The sequence below is a fragment of the Streptomyces sp. TAA486 genome (assembly GCF_000426165.1).
The window spans coordinates 401187-418382 of record NZ_AUEV01000006.1 but is presented as its reverse complement, the minus strand read 5'-3'; the positions used below and the strand labels follow the sequence as shown (position 1 = coordinate 418382).

The 17196-nt window shown below is 70.3% G+C and carries 11 protein-coding genes; 3 read left to right on the top strand and 8 right to left on the bottom strand.

The genetic code is table 11. From position 1 onward, the window contains the following. Positions 1-105 precede the first annotated feature (105 nt). From I004_RS33315 to eccB, 6 genes are all read right to left on the bottom strand, one after another. Positions 106-1644 carry a hypothetical protein gene (locus tag I004_RS33315; RefSeq protein WP_037975664.1) on the bottom strand — a complete coding sequence of 513 codons (1539 nt, stop codon included), beginning with the start codon at positions 1642-1644 and terminating at the stop codon, positions 106-108. 40 nt (positions 1645-1684) lie between these two features. Further along, entirely contained in the window at positions 1685-2014 is a 330-nt protein-coding gene (locus I004_RS0110680) for a hypothetical protein (protein WP_028435483.1), read from the bottom strand. Between the two features lie 25 nt (positions 2015-2039). Continuing rightward, positions 2040-3413 carry a type VII secretion-associated serine protease mycosin gene (gene mycP / locus I004_RS33310; protein ID WP_078510989.1) on the bottom strand — a complete coding sequence of 458 codons (1374 nt, stop codon included), beginning with the start codon at positions 3411-3413 and terminating at the stop codon, positions 2040-2042. 134 nt (positions 3414-3547) lie between these two features. Then, on the bottom strand, positions 3548-3838 hold the full coding sequence (locus I004_RS0110670) for a WXG100 family type VII secretion target (RefSeq protein WP_028435482.1): 291 nt from the start codon (positions 3836-3838) through the stop codon (positions 3548-3550). A 92-nt stretch (positions 3839-3930) separates the two neighbouring features. Next, complete coding sequence (locus tag I004_RS0110665; protein ID WP_028435481.1) at positions 3931-4242, bottom strand: WXG100 family type VII secretion target; 312 nt, start codon at positions 4240-4242, stop codon at positions 3931-3933. A gap of 339 nt (positions 4243-4581) precedes the next feature. Then, complete coding sequence (eccB, locus tag I004_RS0110660) at positions 4582-6135, bottom strand: type VII secretion protein EccB (protein WP_028435480.1); 1554 nt, start codon at positions 6133-6135, stop codon at positions 4582-4584. 674 nt (positions 6136-6809) lie between these two features. On the opposite strand from eccB, the gene eccE reads away from it, so the two are divergent. The 3 genes from eccE (at position 6810) to I004_RS40235 (ending at position 12419) form a co-directional block, all read left to right on the top strand. After that, positions 6810-7997 (top strand): type VII secretion protein EccE, encoded by a 1188-nt coding sequence (eccE, locus tag I004_RS0110655; RefSeq protein ID WP_028435479.1) that lies wholly within the window; start codon positions 6810-6812, stop codon positions 7995-7997. Between the two features lie 32 nt (positions 7998-8029). Continuing rightward, positions 8030-8884 (top strand): hypothetical protein, encoded by an 855-nt coding sequence (locus I004_RS0110650; RefSeq protein WP_486579892.1) that lies wholly within the window; start codon positions 8030-8032, stop codon positions 8882-8884. A 385-nt stretch (positions 8885-9269) separates the two neighbouring features. Beyond that, complete coding sequence (locus tag I004_RS40235) at positions 9270-12419, top strand: SCO5717 family growth-regulating ATPase (protein WP_037975662.1); 3150 nt, start codon at positions 9270-9272, stop codon at positions 12417-12419. Between the two features lie 96 nt (positions 12420-12515). On the opposite strand, the gene I004_RS0110640 is transcribed toward I004_RS40235, so the two are convergent. Together I004_RS0110640 and I004_RS33300 are read right to left on the bottom strand one after the other, a co-directional pair. Beyond that, positions 12516-13511 carry a bifunctional riboflavin kinase/FAD synthetase gene (locus I004_RS0110640; protein ID WP_028435477.1) on the bottom strand — a complete coding sequence of 332 codons (996 nt, stop codon included), beginning with the start codon at positions 13509-13511 and terminating at the stop codon, positions 12516-12518. A gap of 55 nt (positions 13512-13566) precedes the next feature. After that, positions 13567-17151: a trypsin-like peptidase domain-containing protein gene (locus tag I004_RS33300; protein ID WP_051344903.1), complete on the bottom strand. Its 3585-nt coding sequence runs from the start codon at positions 17149-17151 to the stop codon at positions 13567-13569. Between the last annotated feature and the right edge of the window lie 45 nt (positions 17152-17196).

Sequence of the window (17196 nt, the reverse complement as noted above, 5' to 3'; positions counted from 1 at the left end):
TCGGAGGCTCAACTCCTGCTCCTCTTCGTACTCTCGACGATGGCCCTCGCGAAGGAGTTTCCGCGAGGGCCATCTGTGATCTTCAGTGGCTACCTGCCACCGTTCCTACTCGATCGTCTTGGGGACGCTCCGGCTATCCTCCGGCGTCCAGGTCTCTTCGTCCTCGACGAGATAATCGGGACGGTTTCCCTGATCCCGTTCCTTGTCACCAGGCCGCTGGTTCGAGCCTCGGGCGCCTCCGGCGAGCATGCCACCGGCGCCACGTCCAGACGCGCCTGCCGCGCCACCTCGGCCCTTCCCGAGACCAGTTCCACCGGGGGTCGCCGGCCTGCCTCCACTGATCCCCTTGGGAGCGCCGGCTACACCGCCCTTCGCCCTGGCCAGAGCACCGCGACCGGCAGCTCCAGCGGCACCCCGAGCACCGCCTGCGGCTGCGCCGCCACCTCGACCGCCCATGGCACCTGCGCCACCGATGCCCGCGCGTCCTCCAGCGCCACCGACACCTGCGCGTCCGGCAGCGCCACGCGCAGCGCCTGCGGCGCCCGCTCCGCCTGCCACCAGGCCGCCAGCTCCACCCGCGATGGCGCCGGTGCTACCAGCACCTCCGATGCCGCCGCCTCCGCCGGCCCCGGAGACCGCACCGCCGCCGGTGACACCGCTCGTCCCTCCGCCAGAGAATCCGGACGGCACGCTGTCCACCTTCGTCTGGCTGGCGGGTACTTGCTGACCACCGGAGATACCCGGGTCGCGAGGTCCGGTTGTCTCCGGCACCTTGCTGGTACTCGCCACCCCTGTCGAGCTCTTCGCCCTACCGCCCGCAGAAGGAGTGGACGCGGAACCGGACGGGGCTGGAATGGGCATGGGCATCGGGGTCTCAGGGTTGGAAGGCGGCACACCCTGGTCCGGAGGATCGACCGGAGTCTTGATCCGCTGCGAATAGCCGACGTAGCTGTGCCCCAGGTCCTCCATGATGGCGACGGCCTTGAGCTGTTCTTCTTTCTCAGCGCCGATGTAGCCCTCGTTCGCCTGGGCGATCAGGTCCTTCGGGATGTTGCCGCTCTTCACGTCGGCTTCCGTGTACTTGTCATCGCGCCCGGAGTCGGTGACAGCGTCCCATGCCTTGCCGAACCAGCTGGGCTTCTCGATCTTGCGGATGGCATCCCGCTGCGTACGAAGATCATCCGCCGCCTGGGTCATCACCTGATGCACGGTCTGGGCGTGTGATGCGCTGTTCGCGATCTGCGTCAGAATCTTCTGAGCCTTGGCCTTGAACTGGTTGGCGCTCTCGCCCTCCCAGTGCTCGAGGACGCCGTCGACAGCCTTTTTCAGCTGGCCATAGGCACTGTCGCCAGAAGGAGAGCCACCGCCCCCCTCACCCACCAGTTTGTCGTGAACTCGCTTCCAGTTCTTGCCGATCCCGTCCACGCCATCGGGGTTGGCGTGTTCGATCATGCCTTTCAGCTGATCGATGTCATGGCTTGTGAAGTCCGTCTTGAGCGGGAACTGCGCGTTGGCCTTCTTGTAGTCCGAGATCTCCCTCTCGTGACCTTCGAGGCCCTCGTCGTGCGATTCCTTCTTGGCCTGCTCGATCGCCTGCCGCTGAGCCTCGATCTGCTCAGGTGTTTGGTAAGCCGGGTACCCCATCAGCTGCCACTCCCCACCGTTGAGTTCCGGTCCGCACCCATCACTTGAGGTCACCTGAGTCGGCGGTAACCCCGTGCTTCGTCTTCTGCTCCTGGTCGTCGTAGTTGCGACGGACCTGCGAGGTGTTGGAGCTGAACTGATTGATCAAGTTCTGCAACTGCTTGATGTAGCCCTCGATATTGTTCTTCATGTCGGAGTGGGCCTCGAGGAAGCCCTGTTCCTCGCTGAAGTCCTTACCCAGCCAACCGTGCGGGAGGTGCGTCTCGTACTTGGCGCACGTGTGCGGGCCGCCCATGTCGTCCACGACGCGGTTCAGCTTCTTGATGACCTCGTCCAGGGCGCTCAGATCGACCTTGTATCCGCTGCTCATGCCCCGTCTCCTCTCCCCCTGCTGCCTAATGCCTCGTTGAAGTTGTGGTGTCCGCCGCGCCGTTCGCTGTCGAGCGCTTGCGGCGGTGGTCGCGGGCTGCGATGGCAGTGCCGCCGATGAGAACTGTCAGTACGGTGCCTGCTGCCATGACATAGACCGAGATGCGCTGCGTGCGTTCGGTGTCGCTCTCGCCGACGGTGAGGGACATCGGCGTGACGTGCCCGCTCTGCTGAGCCTGGTCGGGCCGCGGCCGGTTCTGCGGCTGGTCGTCACCCGAGAGGGCCGCGACAGGGTCGACAACGCCCCAGCCGAGCTGCGCGTCGGGGCCGGCCCCGGGCCTGTTGGCCGTCTGCTGGAGACGGGCAGTGATCTGCTGGGCATTCCAGTTCGGGTACTTCTCGTACATCAGCGCGGCCACGCCGGCGACGTACGGTGCGGAGAAAGAGGTTCCGTCCGCGGGGCACTGCCCGCCCTTGGGGACGGTGGAGACCATGCCGACGCCCGGTGCCGCCACGTCGACGAAGTCTCCGGACTGGGAGAAGAACGCCCGTTCGTTGTTCCGGTCCGAGGCGCCGACGGCGAGGACGCCGTCGTAGGCGGCGGGGTAGGTGTTCTCGAGCTTGCCGTCCGCACCGTCATTGCCGGCCGCGGCCACCACCAGAATGTCCTTCGCGACGGCCGACTTGATGGCCGCCTCGAGCCCGGCGTTGGGCTTCTTCGCCACCGTGTCGGAAGAGATGTTGATGATGTCGACGCCCTCGGACGCCGCGTAGCGGATGGCCTTGGACATCGTCTCGGAGTTGCCCTGCTTCTCCGGGTCCTCGCTGCCCGTGTAGCGGAGCGGCAGTATCTTCGCATTCCGCGCGATTCCGGAGAAACCGGTGCCGGGCGCCTGCTGTGCGGCGATGATGCCGGCGACGCGCGTCCCGTGGCCGTTGACGTCCGTCGTGCCCTTGGACTTGCCGACGAAGTCGTTGCCTCCCGGTGCGAGTGCGTCGCGAATCTGCGAATTGCCCTTGTCGACGCCCGTGTCGATCACCGCGACGGTGACGCCCTTGCCCGTCGCCTTGCTCCACAGCTCGTCCAGGAGTACGCGCTGGAGCGACCACGGCGTGCTCTTGATGTTCTTGCCGCCGAACTCGCACTCGGTGCTGCTGTCCAGCCCCTGGTCCTGGCCCGCCCTGCCCGGCATGTGCTCCGAGGACGAACCGCCGCCCTGCGAGGGAGACATGGGGGCAGCGGCGGCCGGCACCGCGGAGCCGACAGCGCTGAGACTCAGCGCTGCGAGCAAGACGAAAGCCCGCTGGGCACAGCGGGTACTCAGGCGCCGATACGCGTCGTGCTCGTCGACCCCTGACGTCAGGAATTCGGCGTTGGATCCAGTGACAGCCTTGGACATCGTGATTCTCCCCCGGGGGCGCCGGTCCGCGCCGACGTGCCTACCCCGGCCCGGTCGAACGCCCTTGACGCAACGGCAGGAGCGGGCCGGCCGCTAGGGCCGGGCCCACTCCTTGTACGGGCGCTGCCGGTTGGTCAGTTGCCCCAGACGTTCGCGTTGCTCTTCTCGGTGGACTGGTAGTTGTCCGCCGAGTTCTGCAGCGCGGTCGAGATCTTGAGCAGGACCTGGTGCAGGTGGTCCGCCGTCTGGTCCCACTGGCGCTGCTTGTTCTGGTAACCCTCCTGGGCGGAACCCTCCCAGGTGTTGGCCACGCGCTTCACCATGGCCTCGAGGTCGTCCAGCTGGCTCTTGATGCGGCCGGCCGTGGACCTCACGTCCTGCGAAGCCTGCGACACCGTCTGGAAATTAACGAGAATTCCGGACACTTACGACTCCTCCTTCAGCGATTCTTCGGTAGTAGTAGCTCTGAACTCTTAGGGGCGAACGAACGGCTGCCGATCGGGCAAGTGGCCCTGGATCAGCCGAAGTCCGACATGATCTTGCTGACCTCGGAGTTCTGCTGCTCTTCCGTCGCCGAGTAGTTCTGACGGGTGGAGTCGACCGCTTCCTTGATGTCGTTGAGGATGTTGTTCATCTTGCGCGCATCCTCGTTCCACTGCTGCTGCAGCCGGTGGTAAGCGCTGGCCGCCTGGCCCTGCCAGCCGCCGGCGATCTGGCTGATCACGCCGTCGAGGCGCTTGACCTCACCCTGGACGGAGCTGTTGATCTCGCTGATCTTCGACGACAGAGCGCGGAGCTCGTCCTCTGTTACCCGAAACTGTCCTGCCATGGCGCACCTTCCCCCATGCTAATCCTGTGAACGTCTCAGCAGCCCGGATCGGGCTGGTGGGTCACCTTATGCCACGTACAGAACGGGCCGTCAGCTGACACCGTGAGAACACTACCCTGCCCCACCGACACAGCTGTTCGCATACCATTACCGTCACGTGGTCAACACACCGCCGCGACCAATCCGTGATCGCACTGCGGCCGGTGCCTTGCGCACCGAGATCACCCTGCCCCCGGTCGACCCCCTGAAACCCCCGAAAAGACGTAACTCCCGCCCACGGGGCAGGAGTTACGTTCTACCCGGGAATCCGCCGGGCGATACGTGCGACCGGTCCGATCGTCACAGACCCTGTTCCTGAGAGGCGCTCGGGGTGTCGAGGGTCGGGCCCTTCGGCAGCAGCGAGGACCAACTCTGCGGGACCGGGGCGATCTTGGCCTTCTCGTAGCCGAGCCGCGCCGTCGGGCTCTTCTCGCTCGCACCTGCCGCCTGCTGTTCGTCCCCGCCGCCCTTGGGAAGGGCGTAACGCAGGCCCGAGTCGGTCAAGAGGTACTGGGCGCCACCGCCGCCCCTGCCGCTGAACTCGCTGTAGAGCAGCCCCGATCCGGAGCTGACGTAGGCGCTGGCGGAACCACCGACGATGTTGGCGGGGAACTCCGGACCGGCCCAAGCGGCCAGCTTCGGCCCGCCGTTGCCCATCTTCCCCGTGTAGACGCTGCAGGAGACTGCGCGCGACGTCGAACCGAGGCCTTCGGCGGGGCGGTTGACCCGGTTCAGGACGTCCTTGGGCCAACCGCGTCCACCTGTCTTCATCGTGTCCGACGACTCGGCCCCCGCCACCTGCGCCGTGCTGACCGGGATGATCTTGTTGCCGGTCTGCTGCACGAGGAACATCCTCGCCAGCAGAGGACTGACACGCTGCACGCCCTTGCCCAGCACGACATAGTAGTAAGGCGCGCCCCCGGAACTGGACTTCAGCACTTGCCCGACCGAACGGGCTTCCTCGGGGAGACCCTCGGCACCGGGGAAGCTCGCCGGAGTGCCCTTGCTCTCATCCAGCGTCGGGTAGTCGATGGTGGCACCCGAGTTCAGGGTCTTGAGCCACTGGCCGGAGACCTTCTGGGGCTCGCCCGGGTCGCGCAGGACCTGCTTGGTCAGCACGCTGCGGTTCGCCTCGTACTTCTGAGGACTCATGCCTCCGCGGTCCTCCGTCGAGGCGAAGAGCAGCATCTTCGTACCCGTGCCGTCGACCACATAGCGGTCGCCCGTCTCGGCGTCCTCGACGTACAAGCCCTCGCCCTGGCCCAGCCGGTTCTTGTCCTTGAGGGTGTTCTTGTCACGGCCGCCGAGTACGAACACGCCCTGCTGAGGCTCACTTTGACTGTTGGGGCCGGGCTTCTCGCAGACCGCCCACTCCTTGGCCGATTCGGCGTCGGCGTTGGTCGGCAGCCGGTCGGGCGCGTACGGGATGCCGATGGTGGCGCCGCGGGGGATGGGGCTCTCGTCGATGTCCTTGCCGGAGACCTCTATGACCTCGCCCTTGCCCTTGTCCAGGACGAGCCTGGCGGACGCGAAGTTCAGCACCGGGTGGAGCTGCTTGATCTTCTTGCCGCTCTTGGCCTTCTCCTCGAGAACGACGTACCGCGTCGTGGAATCGCTGTCGACGATGATGTGCTCTCCGGGCTTGTCCCAACCGGGAGGCGCACTGGGGGCGATCGCGCCCCAGGCGATGCTTCCGGCGACCAGCACCACGGCCACGACGATGCTGGGCATCATCGCGCGCACGGGACGCGGGGCCTCCTCGTCGGACACTCTCGAATCCGGCTGCAGAAAAGCTGCAAGCGTGCGCTTACGCGCGAAGGTGTGGGCGCTGAGCTCGTCCCGCCGCGTCGACATCGGTCCCCGTCTCTTCCGTTCCCGTGCTGATGAAGTAACCGGTGAGGGTGGTGTCTTGGTGCTCCCGGTGGCCACAGGGCGGCTGCCCACGCGCTCCGCGTCGCCGCCCAGGTCCGGTGCCGACCCCCAAGTCCGCCTCCCCCGGCGGCACTACTATGCCGCCCCACCGTGCATACGCAAACGCCCGGGTGGGGACAGGGGTCGCGGTATCCGCACAATGCCCTCACTCACCGCTGCTGTCGGCCGCCTGCGGGACGCAGTCGGCGATGAGTATCCTGACGTCCGGCCTGGCATCCGTCGCGGTGCAGGCCGGTCCGGCTCCCCGTAGCGCACGGGCGCCGGCGTAACGACGGCACAGCAGGGGGCGACCGCAGACGCCGGAACGGCGAAGCGCCGGAACGGCAGAATCACCGAAGGCATGACGCAGAATGCGCCTGTCCGGCCCGGACCGCGTCCGGTGACGCACCGCACGCGGAAACGGCGACTGTGGTCAGCAGCCGTGCAGATGACACCTCGAAGGGGAATCACGGGGGATGACGAGCGCCACCCGCAGCCGGTCCCGGGACCGGCGCGTCCCGTCTCAGCGGAATGAGGGGCGACAGGCTCCGGCCGCCTCTCCGGCACCCACGACAGCCACGCTCCGGCTGAGCAGCAAGCCCGGCAGTTTCGGTCCGGTGCGGCTGCAGCAGCTGGTGCTGATCGAAGTCGCGGCAGGGCTGATGCTGGTCGCCGCGTTCGCAACGCAGAAGTGGCTCCTGGCGCCGGCCGCCGTGCTGGCCGGGCTGCTGACGCTGTTCGCGCTGGTGCGCCGACGGCAGCACCCGCTGTCCGAGTGGTACGAGTTGAAGCGTTCGCTGCGGCGGCGGAAACGCGCGGCGAAGTACCCGGTTCAGGCCGGCACCGATCCCAGCCTCACCCCGGTCGTCGAGTGCGACGAGGCCGTGCAGACGTCCACGTATGTCACGCGCGAGGACCGCGCGGTCGGCATGGTCGGTGACGGCACGTTCCTCACGGCGCTGATCGCCGTCGAGGGCAAGGACGCTCCGCTGCGCCCCGGTCGCACCGGCCGTGTCGAGCGCCCCGTGCCCCTCGATGTTCTGCACGACGCGCTGACGACGGACGACATCCGGCTGGAGTCCGTGCAGATCGTCCAGCACACCCAGCCCGCTCCGGCGCCGCATCTGCCGGAGCAGTCGGTGGTGGCGCGTTCGTACGGGACGCTGCAGGAGGCTTCGGGCATCCCGTCGCTCCGCATGACCTGGGTCGCGCTGAAACTCACGCCCGAACTGACGCCGGAGGCCATCGAGGCGCGCGGCGGCGGACTCGGAGGCGCACAGCGTTCGTTGGTGCGCGCCGCGGACCAGCTCGCCAGCCGCCTCGAGGGCGCGGGGTTCAGTGCCTCGGTGCTCAACGAGACGGAGGTCATCCAGGCGCTGGCTACTTCAACATGCCTCAACCCCCGTGCCAGCACCGCTACTTCGCAGGACGGCCGCCCGGCGCAGCGGCGCACGGAGGAGTCGGTGCGCGGCTGGCGCTGCGACGACCGCTGGCACGCGACGTACTGGATCAGCCGCTGGCCGCAGGTGGGCCCGAACGCCGTGAGTTCGGCGCACCTCGCGTCGATCCTCACCTCGCTGCGGGTGTTCACCTCCGTGTTCAGCATGACGATCGGCCCGGGCGACGGGCGCTCGGCCTCCATCGCGGGGCACGTGCGCATCGTCACCCGTAGCGAGAACGACCTGTCCACCGCGCGGCGAGAACTGCAGCGCACGGCGAGCCGGGCGAAGACGGGGCTCGTCCCGCTGGACCGGGAGCAAGTGCCCGGCGTGCTCGCCACTCTGCCCCTCGGAGGCACCAGCTGATGTCCACTCCGATGATGCCGAGGCAGACCGGCATGCCCGGTGCGGGTCTGGGCCGCCAGCAGCCGCAGGGCGGCCTGGGACAGGACGGCGAACCGGCGCAGCCGCGCCACGTGGCGACCGCGAACGACACCGGGGTCATCCCGGTCTTCGGCCATGACGACGGTTCACAGCCGGCGGCGGCACGGCCGCGCCGTCCCGGATTCGGGCTGCGCGGACCGCGCCATCTGCGTCACAGGGTCGCGGTGGAGGAACTCGCCGCGATAGGCGTTCCCTTGGGCGACGACGGTGTCGTCATCGGCACCGACGCCCAACGGCAGCCCGCCGTTCTCGGGTTGAGCCGCCGCACGGCCTACGACGTGCTGCTGATCGGCGGTCTGTGGACGGCCCAGGTGCTCGCGTTGCGCGCGGCGGGCACGGGGGCGCGCGTCGCGGTGGAGACGGGCCGTGCCCATGTGTGGACGGCCCTGGTCCGGGCGGCGGGTGCGGAGCAGCAGTGCATGACGCTGTACGACGTCGGGCATGTGCCGTCGCTCGGTCCGTCCGTGAGCAGCCCCGTCGTCATCATCCGCGACTGCGGCATGAAACCGCCGCGCGGGCGCGTGACTGCGGCGCCGTGGCAGTCCGTGGTGACGCTGCTCCCCTACCTCAGCCCGGCCGCGCCGCGGCTGCTGCAGACTTCGTCCCTGGTGGGCATCCAGCGGGTGTCGCCGGACGAGGCGGCGCACCTGTCGCGGACCATGCGGCTGCCCCGTGAGGAGACCGAGGCGCTCTCGACGCTGGGTGACGGGGTCACGCTGTGGTGCACGCGCAAGGACAGGTACTACTCGCTCACCCAGCCGACCGACGCCGAGACGGGGCTGCTCGGCAACCCGCGGCGCCTGGACTGACGCCGAACGATGTGACCGTGTCCGGCGGGACGAGGCAGGCGGATCCTGCCCGAGTCCCGCCGGACACTGGCCGGCTCGGAGCAGTTCGGCAACTGCTCACTCGACCCGGATCTCCTGACACTCGTCATCCGCTCCGTCCCGCCTCAGGACAACGCACCTGGGTACAGGACGGACAGCGGCCGTGAATCGGCGGAAAGTTGACCGCCGGGCGGCGCGCTCCGAGACTGGACCGAGACCTTCGACTGGTTGAGTCGAGTCGTGTCGAACAGAAGTGGCCCGGGGCACCGAGCGCGAACGGGGCCACAGTGCCGTGCCTTGAGCCGTCGAGATTAGGCTGGGCCACTGCGCAACAAACGGGGTGTGCGACCACACAGCAGGAGGCATTGTGAGCAGCGATCGGGACGAGATCCGCTGGGGCAGGACGGGGCCCGATACCGATCGAGCCGACGCGGATTCAGCGCCCGAGAACGACACGGAGTCGACGGGGCAGTTCACCATCGACTACACGCCCCCTGCCTGGTACACGCAGGACGCCGACAGCGCCGCGGCTCCCAACACCCCTGGTGTGGGCGACAATCCGAGCGGTCCGACGACGCCGCCCCCGTTCCAGGTGCCGGGTCCGCCTCATCCGCTGCCGGGTCCGCCGCACGAGCAGCCGCCCGGCCCGGGCCAGTTCGCTCCGGAACCGCCGCAGAACATGCCTCCGCAGCCCCCGCAGTTCTCGCAGTCGCCGCCTGCCGGCGACGCCTACGCCGACCCCCGGAGCACATCCACCGGGAACCACCCCTCCCCCGCACCCGCCGACGCCACGCATGTGTTCCCGTCGCTGCGGCAGTGGGACACGCAGAGCCAGCAAGGGGGCCAGGGCCAGCAGGAACAGGGGCCTCGTACCGGGGAGTTCGGCCAGCCACAGGGCGACTCGGGGCAGCGGTCCGACTGGAGCGACGGCGCCGGCACCGCCACGCCCGAGCGGGCGGATGACACGGGTGCCGCAGCGGCGGAGGCACCTGCCGTGTCCCCGCCGTCGTTCCCGTCCTTCCCCTCCGTTCCGGAACCCACCGCCGACGCCTCCGCCGGTACCGAGGGTTCCGAGGGCTCGGCGCCGACCGGTCCGCAGGACGATGAGCCCTCGTCCGTCGATGAGGACGCGGCAATTGTCGACGCGGCGTACGCGGCCGACGACGCGGCGCAGCCGGAGTCCGACGGCCCCGGTGCGGACCGTGCCGAGAGCGATGCCGGGGCTTCTCCCACCGGCGACACCGCGACGGACGGCCACGGGACGGACGATGGCGCGGCGGACGACCCCGGGAAGCCGGAGACGTCGGACCCGGCGGATCCCGCCCTCGCCGACGACACTGCCGCCGGCACCACCGGCGCCGACCCCAGGACCGGGCAGAGCACGGGCTCCGAGGCGACGCCGCTCCCCCAGCAGGGCACCCCCTGGACGCCGCAGGGCAGCGGCGTCCAAGCAGGACAGTCCGGCGAACTGCCACCGCTCCCGCCGGACTTCCAGCCGGCGGCGTCGGGGTCCGAGACGTCTCCCGTCGCCGGGAATCCGCCGCCGGTTCCCTCGGCCCCCGCGCAGGAGACTCCTGCTCCGGGTACACCCGCGGCCGGTACAGCCGCGCAGTTCCCGCAGCAAGGGGGCTACGGCTACCCGCAGCAGCAGGCGGCACAGCAGCAGTCCGGTTACGGCTACCCGCAGCAGCAGGCGGCACAGCAGCAGTCCGGTTACGGCTACCCGCAGCAAGGACAGGCACAGCCTCAGCCCTCACAGCAGCAGCCCGCGCCCAACCCACAGACACCGCAGCCCGGTTACGGCTACCCCCAGCCCGGACAACAGCAACAGCCGGGCGAGATGCCGCCCGCGGCGAGCACCGGGCAGGCAGCGCAGGCCGGTTACGGCTACCCGCAGCCGGCACAGCCGCAACCGCAGCAGGCACAGCCCCCGCAGCAGCCGGCGACCAACCCGCAGACGCCGCAGCCCGGTTACGGCTACCCCCAGCCCGGACAACAGCAACAGCCCGGCCAACAGCAGCCCCAGGGCTACGGCTATCCCCCGCCCGGGCAGCCCCAGCCGCAGCAGGCACAGCCCCCGCAGCAGCCGCATCAGCAGCCCGCGCCCAACCCGCAGACACCGCAGCCCGGTTACGGCTACCCCCAGCCCGGACAACAGCAACAGCCCGGCCAACAGCAGCCCCAGGGCTACGGCTATCCCCCGCCCTGGCAGTCCGGGCAGCCGGCACAGCACGACCAGCCGCCGTACCAGGCCTACCAGCCGCCGCAACAGCCCGGTCCTGCTGGGCCGGGCGCCCCGCAGGGCCCCCAGCCCGGTACCGGTGACCCCGGTGCCATGGCACCCGGGCAGTCTCCGGCCGATGACGCGCGGCGCCAGGGCCAGGGCGGCAATCCGCTCGGCTACACGGCTGCGGTCGAGCTCTCCTCGGACCGGCTGGTCAACAACCGTAAGAAGCCGCGTTCCCAGAATCCTGCCCTCGGCAGCAAGTTCCGCCTGGGCGGCAAGAAGGAGGAGGCCGAGCGGGAGCGCAAGCTGAGCCTGATCCGCACGCCGGTGCTGTCCTGCTACCGCATCGCCGTCATCAGCCTCAAGGGCGGTGTGGGCAAGACGACGACCACGACCGCGCTGGGCTCGACGCTGGCGACGGAGCGGCAGGACAAGGTCATCGCGATCGACGCGAATCCTGACGCGGGCACCCTGGGCCGCCGTGTGCGGCGTGAGACGGGCGCGACCATCCGTGACCTGGTGACGGCGATCCCGTACGTCAACAGCTACATGGACATCCGCCGCTTCACCTCACAGGCGGCGTCGGGCCTGGAGATCCTGGCGAACGACGTCGACCCGGCCGTGTCCACCACCTTCAACGACGAGGACTACCGGCGCGTCATCGACATCCTCGGCAGGCAGTACCCGATCATCCTCACCGACTCGGGCACGGGTCTTCTGTACTCGGCGATGCGCGGAGTGCTCGACCTCGCCGACCAGTTGGTCATCATCTCCACCCCGTCCGTGGACGGCGCGAGCAGCGCGAGCACCACGCTGGACTGGCTCTCGGCGCACGGTTACGGGGATCTGGTACAGCGGGGCATCACCGTGATCTCCGGTGTCCGCGAGACCGGAAAGATGATCAAGGTCGAGGACATCGTGGCGCACTTCCAGACGCGCTGCCGCGGCGTGGTGACCATTCCCTTCGACGAACACCTCTCCGCAGGCGCCGAGTTGGACCTGGACATGATGCGCCCCAAGACCCGTGAGGCGTACTTCAACCTCTCGGCCCTCATCGCCGAGGACTTCGCGCGCCAGCAGCAGGAACAGGGGCTGTGGTCCGGCAACGGCAGCAACCCGCCCGCGCAGATGCCGCCGCCGCTGCCCGGCCAGCAGGGTCAGCCCCCGCAGCAGGGATACGGTCAGCACCCGCCCTTCCCGCAGCAGCAACAGCCGGGGCAGCAGCCGTATCCGCAGCAGGGCGGTGGCTGGCCGCAGCAGCCTCCCGGCCAGGTGCCGCCTCAGGGTTAGCGGAACGCGGCAGGACGATCACGAGGCCGATCCGGGGACCACCCTGGACCGGCCTCGTTCGTGTGTCTGCGACTTGTCCTGCGACGCCCGACGGCGTCAGGCCGTCCCGGCCTCTCCGGCACCTGCCACGTCCGCACCACCGTCGGCATCGGCCCGCGCCACGAGCACACGGCACCGCTCGACGTCGTCCGCCATCCGCGCCATCAGGGCGTCCAGGGTGTCGAACTTCTCCTGTCCGCGGATGTACTCCAGGAAGTCGACGGAGACGTGCTTGCCGTACAGGTCCAGATCGACGCGGTCGATCGCGTACGCCTCGACGGTTCGCTCCGTCCCGTCGAACTGCGGGTTCGTCCCTACGGAGATCGCCGCGGGCATCCGCTCGCCGTCGGCGTTCAGCCATCCCGCATAAACCCCGTCGGCGGGTACCGCGGTGTGCGGGACGGTCTCGACGTTGGCCGTGGGATAGCCCAATTGACGGCCTCGCTGCGCGCCGCGCACGACCACGCCCTCGACGCGGTGCGGCCTGCCCAGCACCTCGGCGGCCCCGTCCACGTCCCCTTCCGCGACCAGGCGCCGCACCAGCGTGGAGGAGAAGGGCTCTCCGCCGCCGGCCGAGCCGCGTTCGTAGAGATCGACGACGACGACCTCGTAGTCGTAGGTCCGGCCCAGTTCGGTGAGGAAGGTGACGTCACCCGCGGCCTTGTGGCCGAAGCGGAAGTTCGGGCCCTCGACCACGCTGACCGCGTGCAACTTGTCGACCAGCACCTTCGCCACGAAGTCGGCCGGCGTGAGTTTCGAGAACTCGGCGGTGAAAGGCAGCACGAGTACGGCGTCCACACCGAGCCGCGCCATGATCTCGGCACGCCTGGGGTGCGGCGCGAGCAGCGGCGGGTGGCTTCCTGGGCGCACGACCTCGCTCGGATGGGGGTCGAAGGTGACGACGACGGCGGGCACTCCCAGTTCGCGGGCGCGTGCCACCGTCCTGTTGATGATCAGCTGGTGCCCGCGGTGCACCCCGTCGTACGAGCCGATGGTGACGACGCTGCGCCCCCAGCCCTCCGGGATGTCCTCCAAGCCACGCCAGCGTTGCACGTCCCTGCTCCTCGCCGATGCCGATGGTTCCGCCGGTCCAAGGGTGCCATGGCGCTCAGCGGCTCACGCACGGGACCCGCGCCTGAGGAGGGCCCGCCAGGGGCCGGCCGTCACCCGGCGCACCGGCGGCGCCCGGCCCGGCCTTCGGCGTCTGCGGCTGCGCCGGTTGCTCTGCTTCCGGGTCACGCTCGGCTTTTTCTCCTGTTACATGCCTTTCGTTCCCGGTCCCGTTCCGCGTCCGGCGCGGCGCGCCCTCCAGCGCCGCCTCCAGTACGGCCGGGTCGCGCTCCCCGAGCAGCAGAACGCCCAGCAGTTCCTCGGTCACCGGCCCTCCGAGGCTGCGGAGGGCGCGGGCCAGGCCGGCTCTGAGGGGTGCGCAGGGTGTGCGCTGCAGCGCGTCGATCAGCATCTGGATGCCCTCGCAGCCCTGCGGACGGAGCGCGAGGCGGCCCCGCACGAACGCGGCCAGTGCCTCCTCGGCGGTCTCCGGGCGCATCTCGGCGTAGTGGCGCATCACCTCCGCGGTCGGTACGGCGAGATCCGCGACGCGTACGGCGGCCAGCACTTCGGCGAGGTGGTGCGCTCCGCCGCCGGGCTGTTCGCACAGGCGTGCCCGGAAGGCGGCGAGCGCGGGTGCGGGCCGGTCGGCGAACTCGGCGACGAGCGCATCCGCCAGTGCGGCCGAGCCGGTTGTGGCGAGGAGGCCGACAGCGGCATCGAGGTGGCGGTGCCGCTCTGCGGATGCGTCCGGGGAGCCGACGTCCGTGGCAGCGGCCCCGGATGTGCCGTGGGGCAGGCGCAGCAGCATCGCCAGTGCGGCCGGGCCGTGCAGCGAGGAACCGCCGGGGATGCGCAGCAGGGCCCGCGCGGCACGCCGCAGATGCTCGCGGTCGGCGGCCGAACTCACATGCCGCGCCATGAGCGGCCCGTACTCGGCGGCCGCGATCTGCCGCAACGTCCTGTCGTCGTGGGCCCAGCGTTCGACGGCACGGCACAGCGCGGAGGGTTCCTCCTGGGCGAGCTCGCCCAGGAGTTCGTCGGCGCGCGGATGGCAGGCATCTGTCAGCAGGTCGAGCGTCATGTCAGTGGCCTGCCGACGGTGTGTGTACAGCAGGGCCTGCGCGGCCGACGCGACAGTGGGCCGGGGCAGCTCGCCGTGGCCTTGACTGTCGGCGTCCGCGGGTTCGGCGAGCCTCCGCCGGTCGGTGAACCAGCCGCACAGTAGGGGCTGTACGGCATGCGGCTCCGCGGCCAGCAGTTCGCCGACGACATGGAGGTACCGCACCTCCCCCTTCTCCCCCGTCGCCGAATGCGGCGCGTCTGCCGGCAGAAGCAGGCGCAGCAACCCGATCCGCTGAGCGGTCGGCAGGACGAGCCGCCTCCAGAACGACGGCCCGAACACGCCCGCACCGTCGCGTCCTTCGGCGACGAAGTGCTCCGCGAGCCCCCGCAGAAGGCCGTAGTACGGGCGGGCATCCGGCACCCGGAGCAGCGTCTCCCGCAGCAGACGGCCGGCCCACCACACGGCTTCGCCCTCCTCGTCCCGGGAGACCGCGTCGGCCAGCGGCCGGAGCCGCCTCTCCAAGGCGTCCGGGCCCTCGACGCGGTCGCACAGCACGAGAGCGTGCACCACCCGGCCGATCCTGTGCCTGGGAACGAGCGCCGCTCCGTGTGCCCTGTCACCGGACCGCCGCCGGTGCACGAGCGTCTCCAGCGCGGCATCCACATCCAGATGCCGGCCCTGCAGCCAGTCGCCGAACTCCTCGTCGGCGAACCGGAATTCCTCGCCCGCGGCTAGCAGGACGCCGTTCCTGAGCACCGCCTCAGCCCAGCCGGCCGAGGTGGGGAAGATCTCCTCGAAGTCGCCCCGGCCCAGAGCGCCTTGGCCGGTTCCGAGGCCGCGCCGCGCGGCCTCGTGCAGCGCACCTGCCGTACGGGCCGCCAGCCGCCGCAGCGCACCAGGGGGTCCCCCGGGGGCCAGCGTGCGCGCGATGCGCAGGGCGACGAGGGCGAGGTACGCGGAGAAGATGCCGTCCCGGGTCGGGGGTTCGGGACGCGGCCCCTCACGCGCGTCGAGGCCCCCGTCACCTTGATCAGCGGGCCCGGACTCCTGAGCGGCGCGGATCTCCGCCAGCATGCGCATGGCCAGCGGATGTCCGGCGTCCGCGGCGGCGAGGTCTCCAGGACCCAGCCCGTATAGCTCACGCGCCAACGCGGCCTGGTGGGCGGACAGGTCACCCAGCCGCACGCACGGGGGCGGATCGCCCCGGCCGGGCTTGTCGCCGACCTCGAACAGCAGGTCGCCGGGGAGCAACTCCCCTAGTTCCGCCCACTGTTCGGGCCCGCAGGCGATCAGCATCCTCGCGCCCGCGGCACGGAGCCAGCTGGACGTGCCCTTCGCCCAGCGGCGCAGGTCCCTTGCGAGGCCGGCGGGCATCTCCTCCGGTCCGTCCAGCAGCACCAGCAGCGGCCGCCGCGCATCGCGCGCCAGCCGTGCGACGACGTCCGCACTGGAGGCGGCGGCGCCGCCCACGGCGGTCCCGTGCCGTTCCGCCACCGGGCCCAGCACCCGTCCCAGCGCCTCGCGTACGCTGCCGTCGCCTTCGCGCAGGTGCGCGCCACGCAGCCAGACCGTGGGTGCCGGTGCCGCGTCGCCGGCTCGCGCGGCTGCGAGCGCGGCGAGTTCAGTCGTGCGTCCTGAGCCCGCGCGCCCGACCAGAGCCGTCACAGACGCGCCGCTTGTGCTGAACTCACGCAGGACGCGGGCGACTTCGGGACGGTCGATGCGCCGGGGCGCGTAGGCCGTGCCGCTCCCCGCCATGGCGCTCTCCCGCAGTCCGGACGGCACGGTCGCCGCGCTCATCCGCAGCGCACCGGCGAGATTGAGGTCCGGGCCGAATCCGGGAACGCTCGCTCCGTTGTCGGAGATCAGCGCCCCCAACTGCCCTTCCGCTTCCCACAGTCCGGCGGAGCGGAGCGGCACGGCGAACGCCGCATGGCGTCCGCGGCCCGGCGCCTGCAAGGCGGTGCCCAGCACGGCCAGCACGGCGCCGGTCGCGGTGTCGAGGACGGGCGAGCCGGACGCCGGAGCGTTCAGGCGGAGACGGGCCGCCGCGGCCTCGGGCAGCGTCAGTTCCAGCGCCCCCTCCAGGTCGTGGAAGCGGTCGGTGGAGGTGTACGTGACGGTGGTGGCGCGCCCGGCCAGTTCCGCCTCGGTCCAGCCCGAGTCCTGCTGCTTCGCGACGACCCCGGCACCCTCCAGGTCGTCGGCCGCATCGTCCCCGTCGGTTCCCTCGCAGTCACGGCGCTCGTCATCATCGTTCCCGCCGTCCCCCGTGAACAGGCGTACGCGCGTGCTCCCCGCCGCCGGCCTTTCCGCACCGATGAGAAGGGGAGCGACGCCGAGGCCCTCCGTACGGATCAGGGCGAGGTCCCATTCGGGAAGCCGGGTGATCGCCTCGGACTCGGCGAGATGGCTCCGTTGACCGCGCGCGTGCACGACGACGCGGCCGAGCCCGTCCACGGCCTCATGGCTGGTGATCACCGTGCCGCTCCCGTCGGCGACGAAGCCGGTCCCGCGCGCCCGTCCCGCCAGATCGCAGATCCGCACCAGCGCCTGCTCCGCGAGCACCGCTCCCATCACGCACCGTCCACCTCGGCCGACCCGAACAGACCGACCGTAGAG

What these genes read in the sequence shown, in the direction of transcription:
- I004_RS33315 (WP_037975664.1), bottom strand. Translation starts at nt 1,644, where the DNA reads ATGGGGTACCCGGCTTACCAAACACCTGAGCAGATCGAGGCTCAGCGG.
- I004_RS0110680 (WP_028435483.1), bottom strand. Translation starts at nt 2,014, where the DNA reads ATGAGCAGCGGATACAAGGTCGATCTGAGCGCCCTGGACGAGGTCATC.
- mycP (WP_078510989.1), bottom strand. Translation starts at nt 3,413, where the DNA reads ATGTCCAAGGCTGTCACTGGATCCAACGCCGAATTCCTGACGTCAGGG.
- I004_RS0110665 (WP_028435481.1), bottom strand. Translation starts at nt 4,242, where the DNA reads ATGGCAGGACAGTTTCGGGTAACAGAGGACGAGCTCCGCGCTCTGTCG.
- eccB (WP_028435480.1), bottom strand. Translation starts at nt 6,135, where the DNA reads ATGTCGACGCGGCGGGACGAGCTCAGCGCCCACACCTTCGCGCGTAAG.
- I004_RS0110650 (WP_486579892.1), top strand. Translation starts at nt 8,030, where the DNA reads ATGCCCGGTGCGGGTCTGGGCCGCCAGCAGCCGCAGGGCGGCCTGGGA.
- I004_RS33300 (WP_051344903.1), bottom strand. Translation starts at nt 17,151, where the DNA reads ATGGGAGCGGTGCTCGCGGAGCAGGCGCTGGTGCGGATCTGCGATCTG.